General features: G+C 71.4%; 11 protein-coding genes and 1 pseudogene. 7 read left to right on the top strand and 5 right to left on the bottom strand.

Annotated elements, in window-relative coordinates:
- Window positions 1-70: 70 nt before the first annotated feature.
- The gene (locus ACFYTE_RS30225) at window positions 71-712 is read left to right on the top strand and encodes a TetR/AcrR family transcriptional regulator (protein ID WP_388717188.1); all 642 of its coding nucleotides are present in this window, start codon (window positions 71-73) and stop codon (window positions 710-712) included.
- 359 nt (window positions 713-1,071) lie between these two features.
- On the opposite strand, the gene ACFYTE_RS30220 is transcribed toward ACFYTE_RS30225, so the two are convergent.
- Together ACFYTE_RS30220 and ACFYTE_RS30215 are read right to left on the bottom strand one after the other, a co-directional pair.
- Entirely contained in the window at window positions 1,072-1,302 is a 231-nt protein-coding gene (locus ACFYTE_RS30220; protein ID WP_388717185.1) for a hypothetical protein, read from the bottom strand.
- Entirely contained in the window at window positions 1,299-1,499 is a 201-nt protein-coding gene (locus ACFYTE_RS30215; RefSeq protein ID WP_388717182.1) for a hypothetical protein, read from the bottom strand. The genes ACFYTE_RS30220 and ACFYTE_RS30215 overlap by 4 nt, the downstream gene beginning before the upstream one ends.
- A gap of 403 nt (window positions 1,500-1,902) precedes the next feature.
- Between ACFYTE_RS30215 and ACFYTE_RS30210 the strand changes: the two are divergent.
- The 3 genes and pseudogenes from ACFYTE_RS30210 to ACFYTE_RS30200 all read left to right on the top strand — a co-directional run.
- Window positions 1,903-4,110 (top strand): annotated as a pseudogene (locus ACFYTE_RS30210) (CshA/CshB family fibrillar adhesin-related protein); the annotation flags it as partial.
- Between the two features lie 1,621 nt (window positions 4,111-5,731).
- Window positions 5,732-7,537 carry a sigma-70 family RNA polymerase sigma factor gene (locus tag ACFYTE_RS30205; RefSeq protein WP_388717180.1) on the top strand — a complete coding sequence of 602 codons (1,806 nt, stop codon included), beginning with the start codon at window positions 5,732-5,734 and terminating at the stop codon, window positions 7,535-7,537.
- 186 nt (window positions 7,538-7,723) lie between these two features.
- Window positions 7,724-8,242: a hypothetical protein gene (locus ACFYTE_RS30200; protein ID WP_388717177.1), complete on the top strand. Its 519-nt coding sequence runs from the start codon at window positions 7,724-7,726 to the stop codon at window positions 8,240-8,242.
- Window positions 8,243-8,318: 76 nt separating this feature from the next.
- On the opposite strand, the gene ACFYTE_RS30195 is transcribed toward ACFYTE_RS30200, so the two are convergent.
- Window positions 8,319-8,840: a response regulator transcription factor gene (locus ACFYTE_RS30195; protein WP_388717174.1), complete on the bottom strand. Its 522-nt coding sequence runs from the start codon at window positions 8,838-8,840 to the stop codon at window positions 8,319-8,321.
- A 234-nt stretch (window positions 8,841-9,074) separates the two neighbouring features.
- Between ACFYTE_RS30195 and ACFYTE_RS30190 the strand changes: the two genes are divergently transcribed.
- A complete protein-coding gene (locus ACFYTE_RS30190; protein WP_388717172.1) occupies window positions 9,075-10,073 on the top strand; it encodes a hypothetical protein in 999 nt (332 codons plus the stop codon).
- A 174-nt stretch (window positions 10,074-10,247) separates the two neighbouring features.
- Here ACFYTE_RS30190 and ACFYTE_RS30185 read toward each other — a convergent pair whose 3' ends face one another.
- Window positions 10,248-11,495, bottom strand: coding sequence for a carotenoid oxygenase family protein (locus ACFYTE_RS30185; RefSeq protein ID WP_388717169.1), 1,248 nt, complete (start codon window positions 11,493-11,495; stop codon window positions 10,248-10,250).
- 85 nt (window positions 11,496-11,580) lie between these two features.
- On the opposite strand from ACFYTE_RS30185, the gene ACFYTE_RS30180 reads away from it, so the two are divergent.
- Complete coding sequence (locus tag ACFYTE_RS30180) at window positions 11,581-12,099, top strand: PadR family transcriptional regulator (protein WP_079256922.1); 519 nt, start codon at window positions 11,581-11,583, stop codon at window positions 12,097-12,099.
- 108 nt (window positions 12,100-12,207) lie between these two features.
- Here the strand turns inward: ACFYTE_RS30180 and ACFYTE_RS30175 are convergent, their stop codons facing one another.
- Window positions 12,208-13,179 (bottom strand): TrmB family transcriptional regulator, encoded by a 972-nt coding sequence (locus ACFYTE_RS30175; RefSeq protein ID WP_388717166.1) that lies wholly within the window; start codon window positions 13,177-13,179, stop codon window positions 12,208-12,210.
- Window positions 13,180-13,377: 198 nt separating this feature from the next.
- Here ACFYTE_RS30175 and ACFYTE_RS30170 point away from each other — a divergent pair, with 198 nt between their 5' ends.
- Window positions 13,378-17,031, top strand: a complete 3,654-nt coding sequence (locus ACFYTE_RS30170) for a S8 family serine peptidase (RefSeq protein WP_388717163.1) — start codon at window positions 13,378-13,380, stop codon at window positions 17,029-17,031.
- The last annotated feature ends 10 nt before the right edge of the window (window positions 17,032-17,041 follow it).

Below are 17,041 nucleotides of genomic sequence, written 5' to 3'. Positions count from 1 at the left end.
ATCGAAACGATAGGAGACTATCAGTTAGCGGAGGGCGGGTAGCCTGCGCTCACAACGAGAGGAGTCAGAGGTGCCAAAACCCGCACCCCGCACACCCCGGTCCCGTCGGGTCGACGCCCGGTCCAGCGTGGAGCGCATCGTCGTGGCCGGACGCACCGTCCTCGGCGCGGGCGAGGGCTCCTTGGAGCAGATCGCCGCCGAGGCGGGCGTCGGGATCGCCACGCTCTACCGGCACTTCCCCAACCGGGAGGCCCTTGTCCGGGCCGTCCTCGACGACATCCTTGAGACCGACCTCCTCCCGCTGATCACCGACGAGGCGGCGCTGCGTCATCCGCGTGAGTCACTTCTGGACATCGCCACCCGGCTGCTCGACCTGATCACCGAGGAGCGCGGACTGGTCACCTTCGCCAGCAACTTCGCCGACGTCGCCGTGGACGCCTTGCAGCGCTTCAGCGCCTCCCTGCACCCCCTGCTGCTCCGCGCGCAGGAGCGGGGCGAGGTCCGCGACGACCTGACCGCGGACGACATCCCGCGCTTTCTCGTCATGGGCATCGCCGGCCTCGCGCTGCCCGGCACCACGCACTCCACCCGCGCACGCTTCATCGCCCTGCTCTTCGACGCACTCAATCCCGCCGGCGCAACCCCGCTCCCGCCGCTGCTCCCGGAGGAGAACGACCTTCGGACAGCGATCGGCGGCGTCACCCGGCCCTGACCGGCACGGCCGCCCGCGCTGCGATCCAGGCGGTGGCCGGTTCGCGATCCGAACAGGGGAGCAGTTGTTCCCTGGAACAGGTGATCGTCACTCATGTGGTCGTCGGGGCGCCCGGGATCGAATGAAACTAACGGTGTGCAAGCGACGGGCTGCAGACCGTAGCTGACGCACAGGTCCCACACGACAGCTACACCGCTAGGAGCAGTACGACATGAACCTTCTCACCGACGTCCTCGCCGGCCTCGTCCACTTCATCGGCTGGCTGGTCTGACGTCTGAGGACGTCCGCGGAAGCGCACAGCGGCGCCGTCTCCCCGTCCCCGGGAGGCGGCGCCGTCCTCGTTTTCGGACCGGGCCCGCTCAGGACGGGGCGGGGGTGTGCCGGGGGGCGCCGGGCGCCGGGGGCGCGCAGTCGGGGCAGGCGTAGACCTCGATGTCGAGGACATGGGCGCCGTCCCGGCCGCGCGCCACGCCGGCGGACACGGCGCCGGTCACCTTGAGCAGGCTCTTGCCGCACCAGCAGCAGGCCCAACCCGAGTACTGGGCGTAGGTCAGCGAGGCGACGGGCGGCGGCTCGTGCCGCGCGGTCATGGCCGACCGGCGAGCGGGAGCAGCCGGTGGGCCGCACGGCACGGACGGCAGGCGAACAGGGCTCCGCCCGCGCACGGGCCGGAGCCCGCCTCCACGGCGTGGATCAGCCGGATGTCGTCGGCGAGCCGTCTGCACCAGGAGCACAGGCCGTGCCTGCCGGTGTCCTCGTCGTCCTGCGTTTCGGCACAGATGGCCATCGCCGCACCTCCGGTTGGTCGGGCATACGCGGTGTGTGCTCGTCGCCGAGCCGGACCGCAACCAGATGTTACCCACGGTACATGGGCGATCCACCGACAGTCCGCGGTTTCTCCGGGCCGGTGGCAGAGGCGGGCCTCGACGGGGGATCAGCTCCCCGATGAATGCGGCGCGTTACGGATTCTGCGTAGTCAACCGGTCCTTTCCTCCATGGAATGGCTCCGCGAAATTGTTGATTTCGCGCCCTTTTGACGGGCCGTCTGTGACGGCCGCCGTAACGTGCTGCATCAACCTTCGAATGCCGCTGAATTGACCGGGCCGAACCCCCGGATGGCGAGGGCGTGCGGAAATTCCCGGCCGGTTTTGTGCGTGCTGCGAAGTCGGACCTGAAAGAGGTGATCCAGAATGCGTGTGCCGAGATTCCGGCGGGATGCGACGGGTCGTGCGGCAGGAAGACGGCCGCACGGTCCGCTGAGACCCATGGCCCGGCCGCACCAGGGCGGTCGGTTCCCCGGGCGCGGAAGCGGTGGCCGCGCAAGGCCACCGGGGCGAGCGGCCCGGCCGAGACGCGGCGTCGCGGTGGCCCTCGTGACGACGCTTCTCGCGGGACTGCTGGGTGCCACGGGCTCGCTGCTGGCCGCGGCACCGGCCCGAGCGGTCTTCGCAACGGGCGGATCCGGCCTCTACCAAGGGCTGATCGACTGGTTCGAGTGGGGTGCGCACGACGAGGCGATACCGGCGGCCGGCCTGACCCGTACGAACACCCGTACCGTGGCCGGTCAGGCGCTCGCCACCACCTGCACGATTTCCGATGTCGAAGGCGCGCTGTCGGCGTACCGATCGGGATCGTATTCCGGAGACGCGCTGGACGATCTCTACAACATCGGCGGCACCGGCGACGCCAACCAGATGGTGACCGGAATCGTGAACACCGAGCACGGCGCATTCGTCTCGTTCCGGTTCTCGTGCTCGGTGACCTTTGCCGGCGTCCCGGTTCCGCTCCAAGGGCTGGTCGTCGCCGACGCTGAGGCCAGCACCTCCGGTGTCGCCGGCTGGTCCGACGAATATGTGCAGGCACGCCCCGAGCAGCCGGCGACATGGCGGATCATCGACCGTTTCCGCAGCGAGGGCTGCGAGACGTCGACGCAGGCGATCCTGTCCGACGACGGCACGATGCGTTTCGCGCCGAGCGCCTCGGTGTGCCCGGCGGGGCCGATGGCGGTCGGATTCATGGAGGGCGCCACGAGCGCCGAGGTCTCGCTCCAGGGCGGTGGCAAGAGCGCCGTCGCCCTCGGCGTCGTCCTCCAGACGGACTTCGGGGACGCGCCGGCCGGTTACGGCGAGGCGGGCTCGCTGTTCGAACCGTCGTGGCAGGGCGGAACCGTCCCCGTCGGTACGACGCCGGTCTCCGGCAGTGATGTCACGCTCGGCACTCCGGGGCAGCCGACTCCCCGGCTGGGCGCGACCGTTGACGCCGAGCCCGGGTACCGGGCCTCTCCCGACGCGACCGGCGATGACACCGCAGGCGGCGCCGACGAGGACGCCATCGACCCGCCCGGCACGATCCATGTGACGCCGGGTTCCGCGTACACGCTCAAGGATGTGCGATGCACCGGCCCCGGACACGTGGCGGGCTGGATCGACTGGAACCGCAACGGCACCTTCGACGCCGGCGAGCGGTCGGGCGTCGAGCAGTGCACCGGCACCTCGGTCGAACTGACCTGGAAGGTGCCCGCGGATGCGGTCGACTCGCCGGGCGCCGATCAGACGTTCCTGCGGCTGCGCATCGCCGGCGACGAGAACGGCGTCGCGTCGCCCATCGGGTTCACCACGTCGGGTGAGGTCGAGGACCACGCGCTGAACGTCGCCCTTCCGCGGCTCTCGATCGAGAAGACATCGACCGCGACCGCGGACTCCCGCCCCGGCGACACGGTCACCTACACGGTCCGGGCGACGAACACGGGCGAGAGCGACTACACCGGTGACTTCCCGGCCGTCGTGTTCGACGACCTGTCCGGTGTACTCGATGACGCCGGCTACGGCGGTGACGCGTCCGCGAGCCGGTCCGGTCCGGTCACCTACGCGTCGCCGCTGCTGTCGTGGACCGGCGCACTTCCCGCGGGCGAGACGGTCGAACTGACCTACACCGTCACCCTCAAGGAAGGGGGTGACGGGACCGTCCGCAACGTCGCCTGGGAGCCCGACGACCCCGAGAAACCCGAGGCGCCGGCCTGCGACCCGCCCGAGGACGGTGTGGACGCGCGGACCGGTCAGCCCTGCGCGGAGGCCGAGTTCCCGCTGCCCAGGCTGTCGATCTCCAAGACGGCGGACCGCACCGAGCTTCCCGCCGAGGGCGACCGGGTCACGTACACCGTCACGGTCACGAACGAGGGCCCCGGTGACTACACCGCGGATGCCCCCGCGGCGCTGACCGACGACCTGTCGGACGTGCTGGACGCGGCGGCATTCGACGGGGACGCGACGGCCACGGCCGGGACCGTCTCCTACGACGAGCCGACCCTGAAGTGGTCGGGTCCGCTGGCGGCGAAGGAGTCGGTGGAGATCACCTACACGGTGACCTACACCGGCGAGGGCGACCAGAACCTGCGCAACCTCGCGTGCGTTCCCGAAACCGAGACCGCCGCGGGGGCGCCGAGCTGTGACGTCGTGCAGATCCCCGGTTCCGGCCTGACGCAGTGGAAGCAGGTACGGGCCTCGGAGACACCGGCCGTCGCGGGCACGGTGCTGACCTACACGCTGTTCTTCGCCAACGACGGCGACGCCGCCGCGGATGTGGCCGCGGTCGACGACCTCACACATGTGAGCGATGACGCCGATGTCACGGCCGAGCCGGCTTCTCCGGACGCTCTGGCCGTGGCACGGGACGGGAACCGGATCTCGGTGACCGGGTCCGTGCCGGCGGGCACGACGTACTCGGTGACGTATCAGGTGACCGTCAGGCCGGACGGCGAACGCGGTGACGGCGTCGCGGCGAACTTCCTGCTCGCCCCGGACGAGAAGCCCCCGACCGAGCCGCTGTGCCGGCCGACGGACACCGAACGGCCGGACTGCACGGTCACCCCGATCGGCCGGCTGCTGACGTCCAAAGCGGTCTCCGCGTCGCAGACCCCCGTGGTCGCGGGCACGGTGCTGACCTACACGCTCACCTTCGACAACCAGGGCGCGGGCCCGGTGGAGGTGGACCGCACCGACATCCTCACCGACGTCCTGGACGACGCCGATCCGACCGGCCGGCCGACCACGTCCGACGACGCGCTGAGCGTCGCGGTCGACGGTGACACCATGCGGATCACCGGCGGGCTCGATGCCGGGCAGACCGTCACCGTGACCTACCGGATGACGGTCAGGAGCACCGCGGACCGGGGCGACAACACCGCGGACAACTTCCTCGTCGAGACCGGCACCGAACCGCCCGCCGAGTGCGCGAAGGACGACCCGGACTGCACCGTCACCCCGCTGCCCAACGTCACGTCGGCCAAGTCGGCCGATCCCGCATCCGGTAAAACCGTGGTCGCCGGCCAGAAGCTCACCTACACCCTGACCTTCACGAACACCGGTGCGGCGGCAGGCCCCGTGGACCACTTTGACGACCTGGCGAGGGTGCTGGACGACGCGGAGATCACGACCGCCCCGAAGACCTCCGACCCGGCGCTGCGGGCGACGTCGGGAACGGACGGTGTGATCCGGGTGACCGGGACACTCGCGCCCGAGCAGACCGTCACCGTGACCTACACCGTCACGGTACGGCCGGACGGTGAGCGGGGTGACAACCGGCTGGGCAACTTCCTGGTCGAGACCGGTGCCGAACCGCCCGCCGAGTGCGCGAAGGACGACCCGGACTGCACCGAGCATCCCGTCCCGCTGATCACCGACGGCAAGACGGTCGACCCCGCCTCGGGCACCCCCGTCGTGGGCGACCAGGAACTCACCTACACCCTCACCTTCAGCAACACCGGCGCGGCCGACGGCACGGTGGACAGGGCCGACGACCTGACCCATGTCACCGACGACGCCGACGTGATCGCCGAGCCGGTGGCCTCCGACGACGCGTTGTCCGTCGCCCGGGACGGAAACCGGATCACCGTCAACGGCACCCTGCGGCCGGACGAGCGACACAACCCTGCACCCTCCGCCCGACGGCCAGCAGTCCGCCGAGGCCGGCGACGCCGAACTCATCGCCTTAACCCGCGCCGGAGACAGCGCGGCCTACGAAATGCTCTATGCGCGCCACCGCCAGGCCGCCGTCGCCTGCGCCAAGCACTACGCCTCCCGCGAGGCGGACGTCGACGATCTGGTCGCCGAGGGCTTCGCCAACGTACTGGACACGATCCGCAAGGGATCGGGCCCCACCGAGTTCTTCCGCGGCTATCTCCTGCGGGCGATCCGGCACAGCGCCTTCCGCACCACCCGACAGCAGCGCCGAACGGTGCTCACCGACCTGTGGGAATCGAGCGCGCCGGCCGAACCCGTCAGGGACACCGCGACGGAGGCGTTCGACAGCGATGCGGTCAGCCGGGCGTTCCGGTCCCTGCCCGAGCGCTGGCAGGCGGTGTTGTGGCACACCGAAGTGGAGGGCGAGACACCGGCGGCCGTCGCGCCGGTACTGGGACTGCGGCCCAACAGCGTCTCGGCGCTGGCCTATCGGGCGCGTGAAGGGCTGCGCATGGCCTACATCCAGGCCCACATCACCACCGCGTCCGACAAGGCGTGCCGCAAGCACACCGCCAAGCTCGGCGCGTACACCCGGGGCAGGCTCAGCAGGACGGAGACCGGTCTCGTACGGGAGCACCTGGAGAACTGTGAGCGCTGCAAGGGCCTTTACCTGGAACTGGCCGACGTCTCGTCCTGGATGCGCGCGTTCGTCGCCCCGCTGGTCCTCGGCCCTGCCGCGTCCGCCCTTCTGCCGCACGCCCAGGGGCCCGCCGCCGCGCAGGGCGCCGGTCACACCCCTCACGCCCGTGTGCGGCGCCGGGGTACGGGGACGAGCGGCAAAACGCCGGCCGCGGTGGCCGCGGCCGCCGTCGTGGTGGCCGCGGGCGCGCTCGCCCTCGCGCTGACGGGTCTTCACCGGGCGGGCGACGAGGGCCCGTACAGTGCTCCGGCCGGGCTCCCTCCGTTGCCCGCGGCACCGCCGACGTCGTCGGCCTCTTCCAGCGCCCTGCCCCTCGATCCGGTCTTCGGCACCGACTCCACCACCGGGTGGCCCCCGGCGGGTCCGGTGCCCAACGCGTCCGCCGCCACGGTGCCGGCCGACGGCGCACCGGGGGAAACGCGCGCGGGCCGCGGTCCAACGCCCACGCACTCCGCGGGGGCCTCCGCCCCCGCCGCGTCGCCATCCGCACCCCCGGACGCAAAGCCGCCGGGCACACCACCCCCGCCGGAAGGCCCGACCCCGTCATCAGGCCCGTCCCCGTCGGGAGACCCGATCCCGTCGTCAGGCCCGTCCCCGTCGGGAGGCCCGATCCCGTCGGGAGGCCCGATCCCGTCGTCGGGCCCGATCCCGTCGGGAGGCCCGATCCCGTCGGAAGGCCCGAGCCCGTCGTCGGGCCCGGCCCCGTCGGGAGACCCGGGCCCGTCGTCAAGTCCGTCCACGCCGGAAGGTTCAACCCCGTCGGAAGGTCCGAGCCCGTCGGGAAGCCCGACCCCCGTCGCTTCGGACACCGCCACCCCTAAGGCGTCCGAGGCGCCGAGCCCGTCGGAGGGTTCCGAGCCGTCCGCGTCCCCCACGGCCACGGGCAGTCCGGCACCCGAGACGTCCACCGAGCCGGACGACCCCGCTTCCGGCCCACCCGGCGTGCCGGGCGGTCCCACCGAGGGACCGAGCCCCGCCCCGTCCGCATCGGTGCCCGGCGGCCCACCCGGCGACTGCCACTGGCACGACTGCCACTGGCACTGCCACTGGCACTGCCACTGGCACGGCGGCCACTGGCATGACTGCCACCGTCCGCCCTTCGTCCTCGCTGTGCCGGCCGTGATCCTGCCGGTGTTCGCGATGTACGGCTTCCACTTCCCCGGCTGATCGAACCGCAGGGGAACATCGCGATCGTCCCCGGCCGCGCCGTGACACGACGGCGGCCGGGGACGTTTGTCTCCATGGGTGTCACCGACCCAACTCCCGCCACGAGCCCGCGTCATGAGCGGCTGACTCGTGTCTCAGGTGGGTGACCGAGCGGCGCACACAGCCGCACGACCACCAGGAGACAGCGTGATCGCCACCGTCACCGGCGCGGCCTGCGCCTTGTTGCTCTGCGGTGCGGCCGGTGCCCTCGTCGTCCTCGCCCGCCTCGAACACCGGAGGAATCGCATGACAGCCCCGCCCCGCACCCGCCGACCGCACACGCCGGTCGAGTTCCGCGGACGGAGGGGAGCAGCCGTGAGCCGCCTGTCCGGCCTCCTGCACACCGCGTACGGCGCGCTGTTCGGGTGGCTCGCCTGGTGCGCCGCGCAGTCCGCCCGCAACCACGCCCCCTGGGCCTGCGCCGCGTTCGTCGCCGGCTCCTGCTTCGTCCTCGTCGCCGTGATCCGTGAGGGTGACCTCGCGGACGCCCGGCGCCGCGAGGCCGTGCGGGCCCGACGCGACACCCGCCGGCACCCCGCCGACGCCAGTGCCGCCGCGGCGGCCGTCGCCCTCGCCGGCTGGTGCTGCACCGCGTGGGCGGCCACCGCCGGCGCGGAGCACGATTCGACCTGCCGGCACCGGAACCCACGAAGCAAGGCCGCGTGACCGGCTCGTCGGCCAACTCCCGGGAGGCGGGCGGCACATCCGTGACCGTGCCCGCCGTCCCGGCCGCCCGCCGCCGTCACCGTAGTGTGGCACCGCCGGCCCGGGTCAGGACGTGGAAGCCCCGCTCACCGCGGATGCGCAGGTAGCCGTGCTGGTAGGCGAGTGCCACGGCGTGGGCCCGGCGGCGGGCCTGCAGGATGCCGAGAATGCGGCGGATGTGGGTCTTGACGGTGTTCACCGTCACATACAGCTCACCGGCGATCTCCTCGTTGCTCTTCCCCGCGGCGATGTGCCGCAGTACCTCCTGACAGCGGTCACTGAGGACGATCGACTCGCGGGGTTCGGGCGAGAGGTTCGTCAGCCAGCCGCGCTCGTACCCCATGGCGACCATCTCGGCACGCTCGTTGGTCCCGAGGCCCTTGCCCAGCCGGGAGACGTGCCGCTGCACGGTGGGCCAGGCGACATGGAGATGGTTGGCGATCTCGGCATTCGTGTGGCCGCGTGCGATACCCGACAGGACCTGGATCTGCCTGCCGCTGGGCTTGAAAACCCGCCCATGGGCCGTTCGCACGATGGTCTCCGGATCGCTGATGGTCACGGTCTTCCTTTCCTGCCGTCTCGTCGCGTCCCTGCGTGCTGATCGCCCCCGTGGTGGCGCCCCCTTCGGGGGACGGTCGAAGGGGGCTGCCTAGACCAGAGCGCCCAGCCCCGCCGTCATGACGCGCCAACGTGGAGCCGTTCGCGTCATGTCTTCGGCCGCCGTGTCTCAGGACTTCCGAAGCCTCCGGCTTTCCGGAGGACGGGATGCGCCGCACGGGAGGACGAGGAGCCGATGACCGAGCCCAGGAGGTCCGTCAGGGGCGAGGCCGGGGACGGCCGGCGCGGCGGACTCGGCTGGGCCACCACCCGGGGCAGGACACCGGCGGCCCCGGTCCCGGCCCCGGCCGGACAGGACACCGTCCGGCTGCTGCGCCTCGGCCGGGACCCGTTCGCGCACACCCTGTCCACGGGGGCCCCGGTCCTCCCCGCGCTCGCGCCCGAGACCGCCGACCTGGTCCACCGCGCCCGACTCGGTGAATGCGGCGCCGTTCACCGGTTGTGCGCGCGGGCGATGCGTCCGGCCGCGAGGATCCTCAGGCGCTACCTCGGGCCCATCGAGAAGGACGCGATGGAGGACGTGCTCTTCCACGCCTGCCGGCGGGCGGTCCATGCGTTGCAGCAGACCGCCAGGGGCGACCGGACCTTCGACTTCCAGCGGGAGGTGCGGATCGGGGTCAGGCTGGCTGCCAGTGATCATGTGCTGCGCCGTGAGGTCATGGGCGGCGGGCGGCACGTCGAGGAGACGCTCCTCGCGTACGACGTCCTGGCCTCGCTCCCCTCGTACCACGCGGACGTGCTGTGGGCGGTCTGCGTCGAAGGCGAACCGGCCGGGCGGCACCCGCCCCGGCTGCTGCGGGCCGGCCAGGACGCCCTGGTCGACGCGTATCTGTGGCGGGGGCTGCGCCGCACCGGCACCGTGGAGGGCCGGGGGGAGCACCTGTCGTATCTGACGGCGGCCTCGTATGTGCGCTACGAACTGACGGACGGCCAGATGGCCGAGGTCCACACCCATCTGGCCGGTTGCGCGCTGTGCAGGCTGCTGACCGCGGAGGCCGAGGTTCCCGGGGCCAGCCTGCCCGCGGAGCTGACCAGGTCGGGGACGGCCGCCCGGCGTGCACCGGGGCGGGTCTGGGCGCGATGGCGCGGCGGGGCGACGGGGCGCGCCGAACGTGATGCCCGCCGTCACGCGTCCTTCGGCGGTGACGGCGCGGTCCGCCCGGCGGCCCACTGACCCGGCCACCGGAATGCCACCGCGGCGAGACCGACCTCCCCGAAACACCCACGCGCGGGGCGACCGTTATGTCAGATAGACCGGCTATATCAGCTATGCCGGCGCTTCATTCCGTCTCGCGAAGCACGCAATTGTGTTCACCCGGGCGGCTGCGGTGCGGTGGCCGCCGGGGCCTCAGTCCGCGATCCAGTTGCCGTGGAACCCTTGCGGTACCCGGGCGGGGAGGTGCACCGTCGCCACCGGTTTCCGTAGATCGGTGGCGTCCAGGATCATCAGATCGCTTCCGTCGCGAGCGCGGTCGTAGACGTAGGCGACGAGCCAGTTCGGGGGCGCGAACACGGCTTCGGAGGGCGTCTGTCCCGCGCCGAACTCGAATGCGGTCGAACCACCCGAGTGGAGGTCGTACCGCACGATCGCGTCACGCCCGGTGACGTGGCCGTACCGGACGTCGAGGCCCGCGAACCGGTCGTCGATGCGCGGGAATTCACACGGGCGGTCGTCGATCTGCTCCTCGCGAACGCTTCCGGTGCGCAGGTCGATCGTCCACCGCCACAGGACCGAGGGTGACTCCACGACGTCGTTCCACGACAGCCGGGGATGCCGCACCGCGTGCAGCACGATCGAGTCCCCGGCCTCGTGCGCGTTGAGCGTGTGGAACACGGCGCACGGGTCGATCGAGAACCAGCGCACCCGGGCGCGCGGGTCGTGCCGTGGCAGCACACCGATCCGCGCCTCGAAACGTTCGTCCCAGTCGTAGGGCATGCCGGGACCGGGAGTGAACACCATCGGCAGCTCCAGGAACACCACATGCCGGCTGGTGAGCGCGAAGTCGTGCATCATCGTGGGGCCTTGTACGTCGATCGTCTGCGACAGCTCCAACCCGCCGCGCGCGTCCGTACGGTGGTAGGTCAGATACGGCTCCTGCCAGTCGTAGCCGAAGAAGTGCAGCTCGCCGGTTTCCGGGCAGATCTTCGGGTGCGCGGTCATCGCCGTGGTCAGCTTGCCGTTGAAGTCGTACGGCCCGACGGTCTCCAGCTCGTGCGTCACCTCGTACGGCAGCGCGTTCTCGACGAGCGCGAGGGTCTTCCCCGCGTGGTTCACGACATGCGTGTTGGCCACCGACGCCGTCCGGTCCGCCGTGCCGTCCTCCCGGTACTCCTGGACCGTCGGGTCCTCGAAACTGCGGGTGCGGACCCAGCGGTTGCGGTACCAGGCGGCTCGCCCGTTCTCCAGCCGGACCCCGTGGATCATCCCGTCACCGACGAACCAGTGCGCGGACTCCCCGCGCGGGTTCGGCCCGTTGCGCAGGTACCAGCCGTTCAGCTCGGGCGGTATCGCACCGGTGACGGGCAGGTCGTACGCGGTCAACTCGTCGTGAACGGGAGCGTAGTTCCCCTTGAGATGGAAGGTGGTCGTAGCCATGAGGCCTCCTGACATGCCAATGTTGACATGTCAAAACTAGAAGGTCGTGAATTGACCTGTCAACTATGGAAGGTAGGCTTTACGTATGAGCCTTCGACATGCCGTGCTCGGCCTGCTGTCCGAGGAGCCCGGCAGCGGCTGGGACCTGATGCAGAAGTTCGACATCTCGCTTCGCCATGCGTGGACGGCGACCCAGAGCCAGGTCTACGGCGAGTTGGCCAAGCTCGCCGACACGGGACTGATCACCGTGGCCGAGGAGGGTCCGCGAGGCCGGAAAGTCTACGAGATCACCGAGGAGGGCCGCGTCGAGCTGCGGCGCTGGATGATCGACGTGGCGCCGCGCCCCCGACGCGACGACCTGATCCTGCGCGTGTTCTTCCTCAACGCCGTCAGCCCGGAGGAAGCCCGCGCGTTCCTGAGCCGCATCGCGGAGGCAGCCTCCGAACGGCACGAGGAACTGCGCGAGTTGCACGACCGGATCGACTGGAGCGACGACGCGCTGTCGGTCTACGGCGCGTTGGCACTGGACTGGGGCCTGCGCTTGGAGGCGATGCAACGGGAGTGGGCCGACTGGGCGCGGACGAAGCTGCGTGATCAGACGTAGCCGCCCCCCAGCCCTTCGGTGAAACCCGGTGTGTACGCCGCCCTGGACGGCACTCAGCGCGTCCCGGACCTGGGTACCGGCACCGGCGTGCCCGCATGACCACCGGTGTCAGACCCAGCCGCGTCGGCTGGCCTCGACCCCCGCGTGGAAGCGGGACTTGGCGCGCAGGGCCGTCAGCGCTTCCTGGACCCGGCGGCGGACGGTGCGGGTGGTCGTGTTCAACTGGCGGGCGACCGCCTCGTCCTTGAGCCCGGCGGCGAGGAGTTCGAGCACCTTGCGGGCCTGTCCGTCGAGCGGGATCGTGTCCGAGCCGAGGGGGACCGCGCGGCTCCAGCAGGTGTCGAAGAGCAGCACCAGGCCGTCGAGCAGCGGGGAGGGGCGTACGACGATCGCGGTGGCGTTCTGCGGCTCGCGGTCCATCGTGACCAGCGCGATCCTCCGGTCGGCGATGATGCCGCGGAAGGGGACGTCCGAGTGCAGCCGGGCCTCCAGACCCTTGAGGACGGCGAGTTCGTCCACCAGCTGCTGGGGCAGATCGGCCGGATCGCACATCACCCGGAAACGGACGCCCCGTTCGAGCACGGACTCCTCCGTCGGCGCGGTGCCCGGTGTGTAGGGGCCGTGGTCCACCAGCGCGATCTCGTCCGTCGCGTCACGCAGGATCTGGTGGTAACGCGTCCCCACGTTCTCCCAGCCGCGCACGTGCTCGATCACGTTGTGGCGCACGGGGTCGTCGTGCGTGCGGCGGAAGCGCTCCTGTAGTCCGGGCAGAGCGACACGCACGTCGTGCAGGGTACGGTCCCGCTTGCCGAGAAGGTCACGCAGTGCGTGGTCGGGCTCGGCGGCCGACCACTGATCGACTCCGTCCAGGGCCAGCACCTTGGCCTGGAGCACGAGCCCGTGCCCGCGCAGCAGCATGAGTGTGTTCGTCGTACGTCCGGTGTCGAGGCCGCACACCGCGGTGAGTTCCGCGACGGTGGCCGTCCGCCGGCTCAGCAGGAACAGGTAGATCGCGGCTGCGGGCTCCGGTATGCCGAGCGCCGTGGACAGGGACCGTTCGGAAGTCGCGGCTTCCTCCATGGCTTCATCAACGGGACCGTGTCCGGAACATGAACCGGGAAAGGCTGTTCACGCCACCAGATGCTCCGGAACCCTCAACTGCCATACGCGACCCGTGATGTGGGTGCGTACGTTGAGAGGATCAGTATGCCACCTCGTAGAAGACGTCCGTGGGTGCCGTCGGTGCTCGCGGTCACCGCGATGGCGACAGCTGCCACGATGACGGCACCGGGAGCGTCGGCCGCGGATGCCACGAGCAAGGCCGCACCTCAGAGGGACGTCACGACGCACCGGATCACGCTGGTGACCGGCGACGTCGTCACCGTGACCGGCCGCCCCGGCGACCACCGGCCGGCGATCAGCGTCGATCCGACCGGTCCCTCGCGCGGCACGGCGCAGATATCCCACACCGACGGCGCCACCTATGTCGTACCGCTCGCCGCCAACGAGGCGGTCGCTGCCGGTGCCGTCGACATGGCGCTCTTCGACGTCGACGGACTCGTCGCCGACGGATACGACGACGCGAGGACGAGTTCGCTGCCCGTGCTGCTCAGGGACCAGCGGGGCAAGGCCCAGCCCGTCGCACCGGCGGCGGCCCGGGTCGGGCACCGGCTGGAGAGCATCCACGCGGTCGGCGCGAGCGTCCCCAAGCGGCAGGCCGCGTCGTTCTGGCGGGCCGGCGACACGGCGGGCGAACGCAAGGCCGCAAACATCGGGAAGATCTGGCTCGACGCCAAGGTGCGGGTCGAACTGGCCGACTCGGTGCCGCAGATCCGCGCGCCCGAGGTGTGGAAGAGCGGATACGACGGCAAGGGTGTGAAGGTCGCCGTCCTCGACACCGGAGTCGACGCCACCCACCCCGACCTTAGGGGCAGGGTCTTGGTCCAGAAGAACTTCACCGCCGCCGCGGACACGGTCGACCACTTCGGGCACGGCACACACGTCGCCGCCACCATCGGCGGCAGCGGCGCCGGAAACGGCGCGAAGGGCGTCGCACCGGGTGCGGACCTCATGGTCGGCAAGGTGCTGGGCGACGACGGGACGGGCGCGTACTCCGACATCGTGGACGGCATGGAGTGGGCCGCCGCCGGCGGAGCCGACATCATCAGCATGAGCCTCGGCTCGTCGGCGCCCGACGACGGGACCGGCCCCGTGAGCGCCGCCGCGGACCGGCTCACGCAGGAGTACGGGTCGCTGTTCGTCGTGGCGGCGGGCAACTCCGGCCCGCACACCATCGGCCAGCCCGCGTCGGCGTCCCAGGCCCTCACGGTCGGTGCGGTGGACAAGTCCGACGCCCTGGCCGCCTTCTCCAGCACCGGACCGCGCATCGGTGACTATGCCGTCAAACCCGAGGTGACGGCTCCCGGCGTGGACATCGTGGCGGCCCGCGCGGCGGGCACCACCATGGGCACCCCGGTCGACGACCTCTACACCTCCGCGAACGGCACGTCCATGGCGACCCCGCACGTGGCCGGTGCCGCCGCCCTCCTCAAGGAGATCCACCCCGCCTGGAGCGCCGAGCGGATCAAGACGGCGCTGGTGAACTCGGCGGACCAGGGCGGCTACCGGGCCGAGCAGGGCGGCGCGGGCCGTATCGACGTTCCGCGCGCCGCCGGGCAGCCGGCCCACACCTCGCCCGCCGCGCTCACCCTGGGAGCCGTACGGTACGCCGAGGACGGCGCGTACCGGCCGGTCAGCGGCGAGATTACGCTGCACAACGACGCCGACACCGCACAGGTCTTCTCCCTGACCGCCGTCGGGACCGCCGCCTCGGGCGCGACGATGCCGGGCGGCTCCCTCGCCCTCGACGCGAGCACGGTCACGGTCCCCGCGGGCGGGGACACGAAGGTGACCCTGTCGGTCGACCCCAACCCGCTCACCCGCGAGACGTCGTACAGCGGCATCGTCACGGCCGTGGCCGGCGACTCCTCCGCCGCCCTGCGCGTTCCGTTCTCGCTCTACCTCGAACCGCTGCTCTACGAACTGGACATCACCGGCATCGGGCGGGACGGTGCCGCCGCCGGCGGGCCGAGCCAGGTGGTGCTCATGGGCGAGCAGACCGGCAGGTCCTACATCGTCGGTTTCCGCAAGGGCGTGGCCACCGCCCGGGTCGGACCGGACGTGTACTCGGTGCAGACGATGATCTACACCTCGGAGGGTTCCGGTCAGTGGATCGAGAGCGCCGCCGCCTCGTACCGTACGGGCGTCGACCTGACGGCGCGGGACGTGGCGTACACCCTCGACGCGCGGACCGCAGGCGAAGTGAAGGTGGACACCGGACGGGCGACCGAGCGTCTGGGCAGCGCGCTGTCGTACCACCGGACGGGGACGAACCGCGGCTCCCATGACATCACCACGCTCATCTCGCCCGACGTCAAACACATCCATCTCTTCCCGTCGCCCGCTCCCGCCGCCGGCAGTCAGGAGGTCACCGTCCATTCGACGCTCGTCGCACCGCGGTTGACGGCGGCCGTGCAGGGCAGGCCCGGTACGAGGCTCACCCCCACCCAACTGGACGGCGCGAGGAAGTTCGAGGGACGCCGCTCGCTGCGGCTGGTCGACGTCGGAACCGGCACGGACGCCGAATTCGCGCGCAAGAAGGTGCGCGGCGGCCTCGTCCTGGCCACGCAGTCCGCCGCCACCACGATCGCGCGGATCATCGACACGGCGAAGGCCCGCGGCGCCGCTGCGGTCGCCGTCAGCCACGCCGGGCCGGGACGGCTCGTCGCCGAGGCCGGTTCGCAGGCCCTGCCCGCGTTCGCCCTGTACGGCGAGGACGGGGCGGCGCTGTCCCGGCTCGCCGCGTCACGCGGTGACGTCGTGCTCACGCTGAGCGGGACGCCGTACAGCCCGTTCGTCTACCAGCTGGCCCAGCCCCTCACCGGTGCGATCCCCGAGCGGGTGGTGCGGCTGGGCGTCGACGCGGCCGGCACCGCCAGGATCACCGCCCGCGTGCACGGCCGTGGCACCGGGGACGGGGTGAGCATCCTGGGCGAACGGCGCAGGAACAACTTCTCCTGGGTGCTCGGCACCGTTCCCACCCGCCTCGGAGCGGTCCAGGAACGGTGGGTCAGCGCCGATCCCGGCACGATCTTCCAGAACGGGCTGGACGTCGGGGGCTACACGATGTGGGAGAGCGGCGTGCACGCCTACGAGCCCGGAACCCACCGGAGCGAGGACTGGCTCAAGGCGGTCAACAACCCCCGGATCGATCCGGCACAGCCCTCCTGGTTCGAGGAGAGGTACAACGGCTCCAACGGCAAGGTGGTGCTGACCCTGGCCGCCCGGCCGTTCACGGACACCGACCCGGACCACTGGTCGTTCCTGGACGCCCGCGACCGGTCCGGGATCACGCTGTTCAAGGACGGGCAGCAGCTCGGGCAGTCCGACTACTGGTACAGCACCTTCACCGTCCCCGCGGGCAAGGCCCGGTACACGGCGGTCTCGGTCGCCGAACGGTCCTCGGCCGCGTGGGGCTTCGGCACCAGGACCACGACCAGTTGGTCGCTGGAGGCCGGGGGCGTCACATCCGGCGGCTCCCGGATCTCGATGCCGCAGATCGCCTACGACGTGCCCGTCGGGCTCGACAACCGGGTCAGGGCCGGTGAGCGGCAGACGCTGACCGTGGACGCCCGGTCCTGGTTCGACGGCGGCCCGGACGTCACCGACGTGAAGGTGTGGGCCTCCTACGACGACGGCAGGACTTGGCACCCGCTGCGGACGTCGGCCACCGCGGACGCCGGGCGGTACCGCGTCGCGTTCACCGCCCCCGCCAAGGGTTCCTCCGGTTACGTCAGCCTGCGGACCCGGGCCGTCGACGCCCACGGCAACACGGCCGACCAGACGGTGGACAGGGCCTTCGGCCTCAAGTAGCGCCGGACAA

This window comes from Streptomyces sp. NPDC004629 (assembly GCF_042873595.1).
GTDB lineage: Bacteria > Actinomycetota > Actinomycetes > Streptomycetales > Streptomycetaceae > Streptomyces.
The sequence above is the reverse complement of the archived record's forward strand: the minus strand, read 5'-3'. Positions and strand labels throughout refer to the sequence as shown.

Coding starts and splice junctions, on each gene's coding strand:
- ACFYTE_RS30220 (WP_388717185.1), bottom strand. CDS start 1,302: ATGACCGCGCGGCACGAGCCGCCGCCCGTCGCCTCGCTGACCTACGCC.
- ACFYTE_RS30215 (WP_388717182.1), bottom strand. CDS start 1,499: ATGGCCATCTGTGCCGAAACGCAGGACGACGAGGACACCGGCAGGCAC.
- ACFYTE_RS30205 (WP_388717180.1), top strand. CDS start 5,732: ATGCTCTATGCGCGCCACCGCCAGGCCGCCGTCGCCTGCGCCAAGCAC.
- ACFYTE_RS30190 (WP_388717172.1), top strand. CDS start 9,075: ATGACCGAGCCCAGGAGGTCCGTCAGGGGCGAGGCCGGGGACGGCCGG.
- ACFYTE_RS30185 (WP_388717169.1), bottom strand. CDS start 11,495: ATGGCTACGACCACCTTCCATCTCAAGGGGAACTACGCTCCCGTTCAC.
- ACFYTE_RS30180 (WP_079256922.1), top strand. CDS start 11,581: ATGAGCCTTCGACATGCCGTGCTCGGCCTGCTGTCCGAGGAGCCCGGC.
- ACFYTE_RS30175 (WP_388717166.1), bottom strand. CDS start 13,179: ATGGAGGAAGCCGCGACTTCCGAACGGTCCCTGTCCACGGCGCTCGGC.
- ACFYTE_RS30170 (WP_388717163.1), top strand. CDS start 13,378: ATGACGGCACCGGGAGCGTCGGCCGCGGATGCCACGAGCAAGGCCGCA.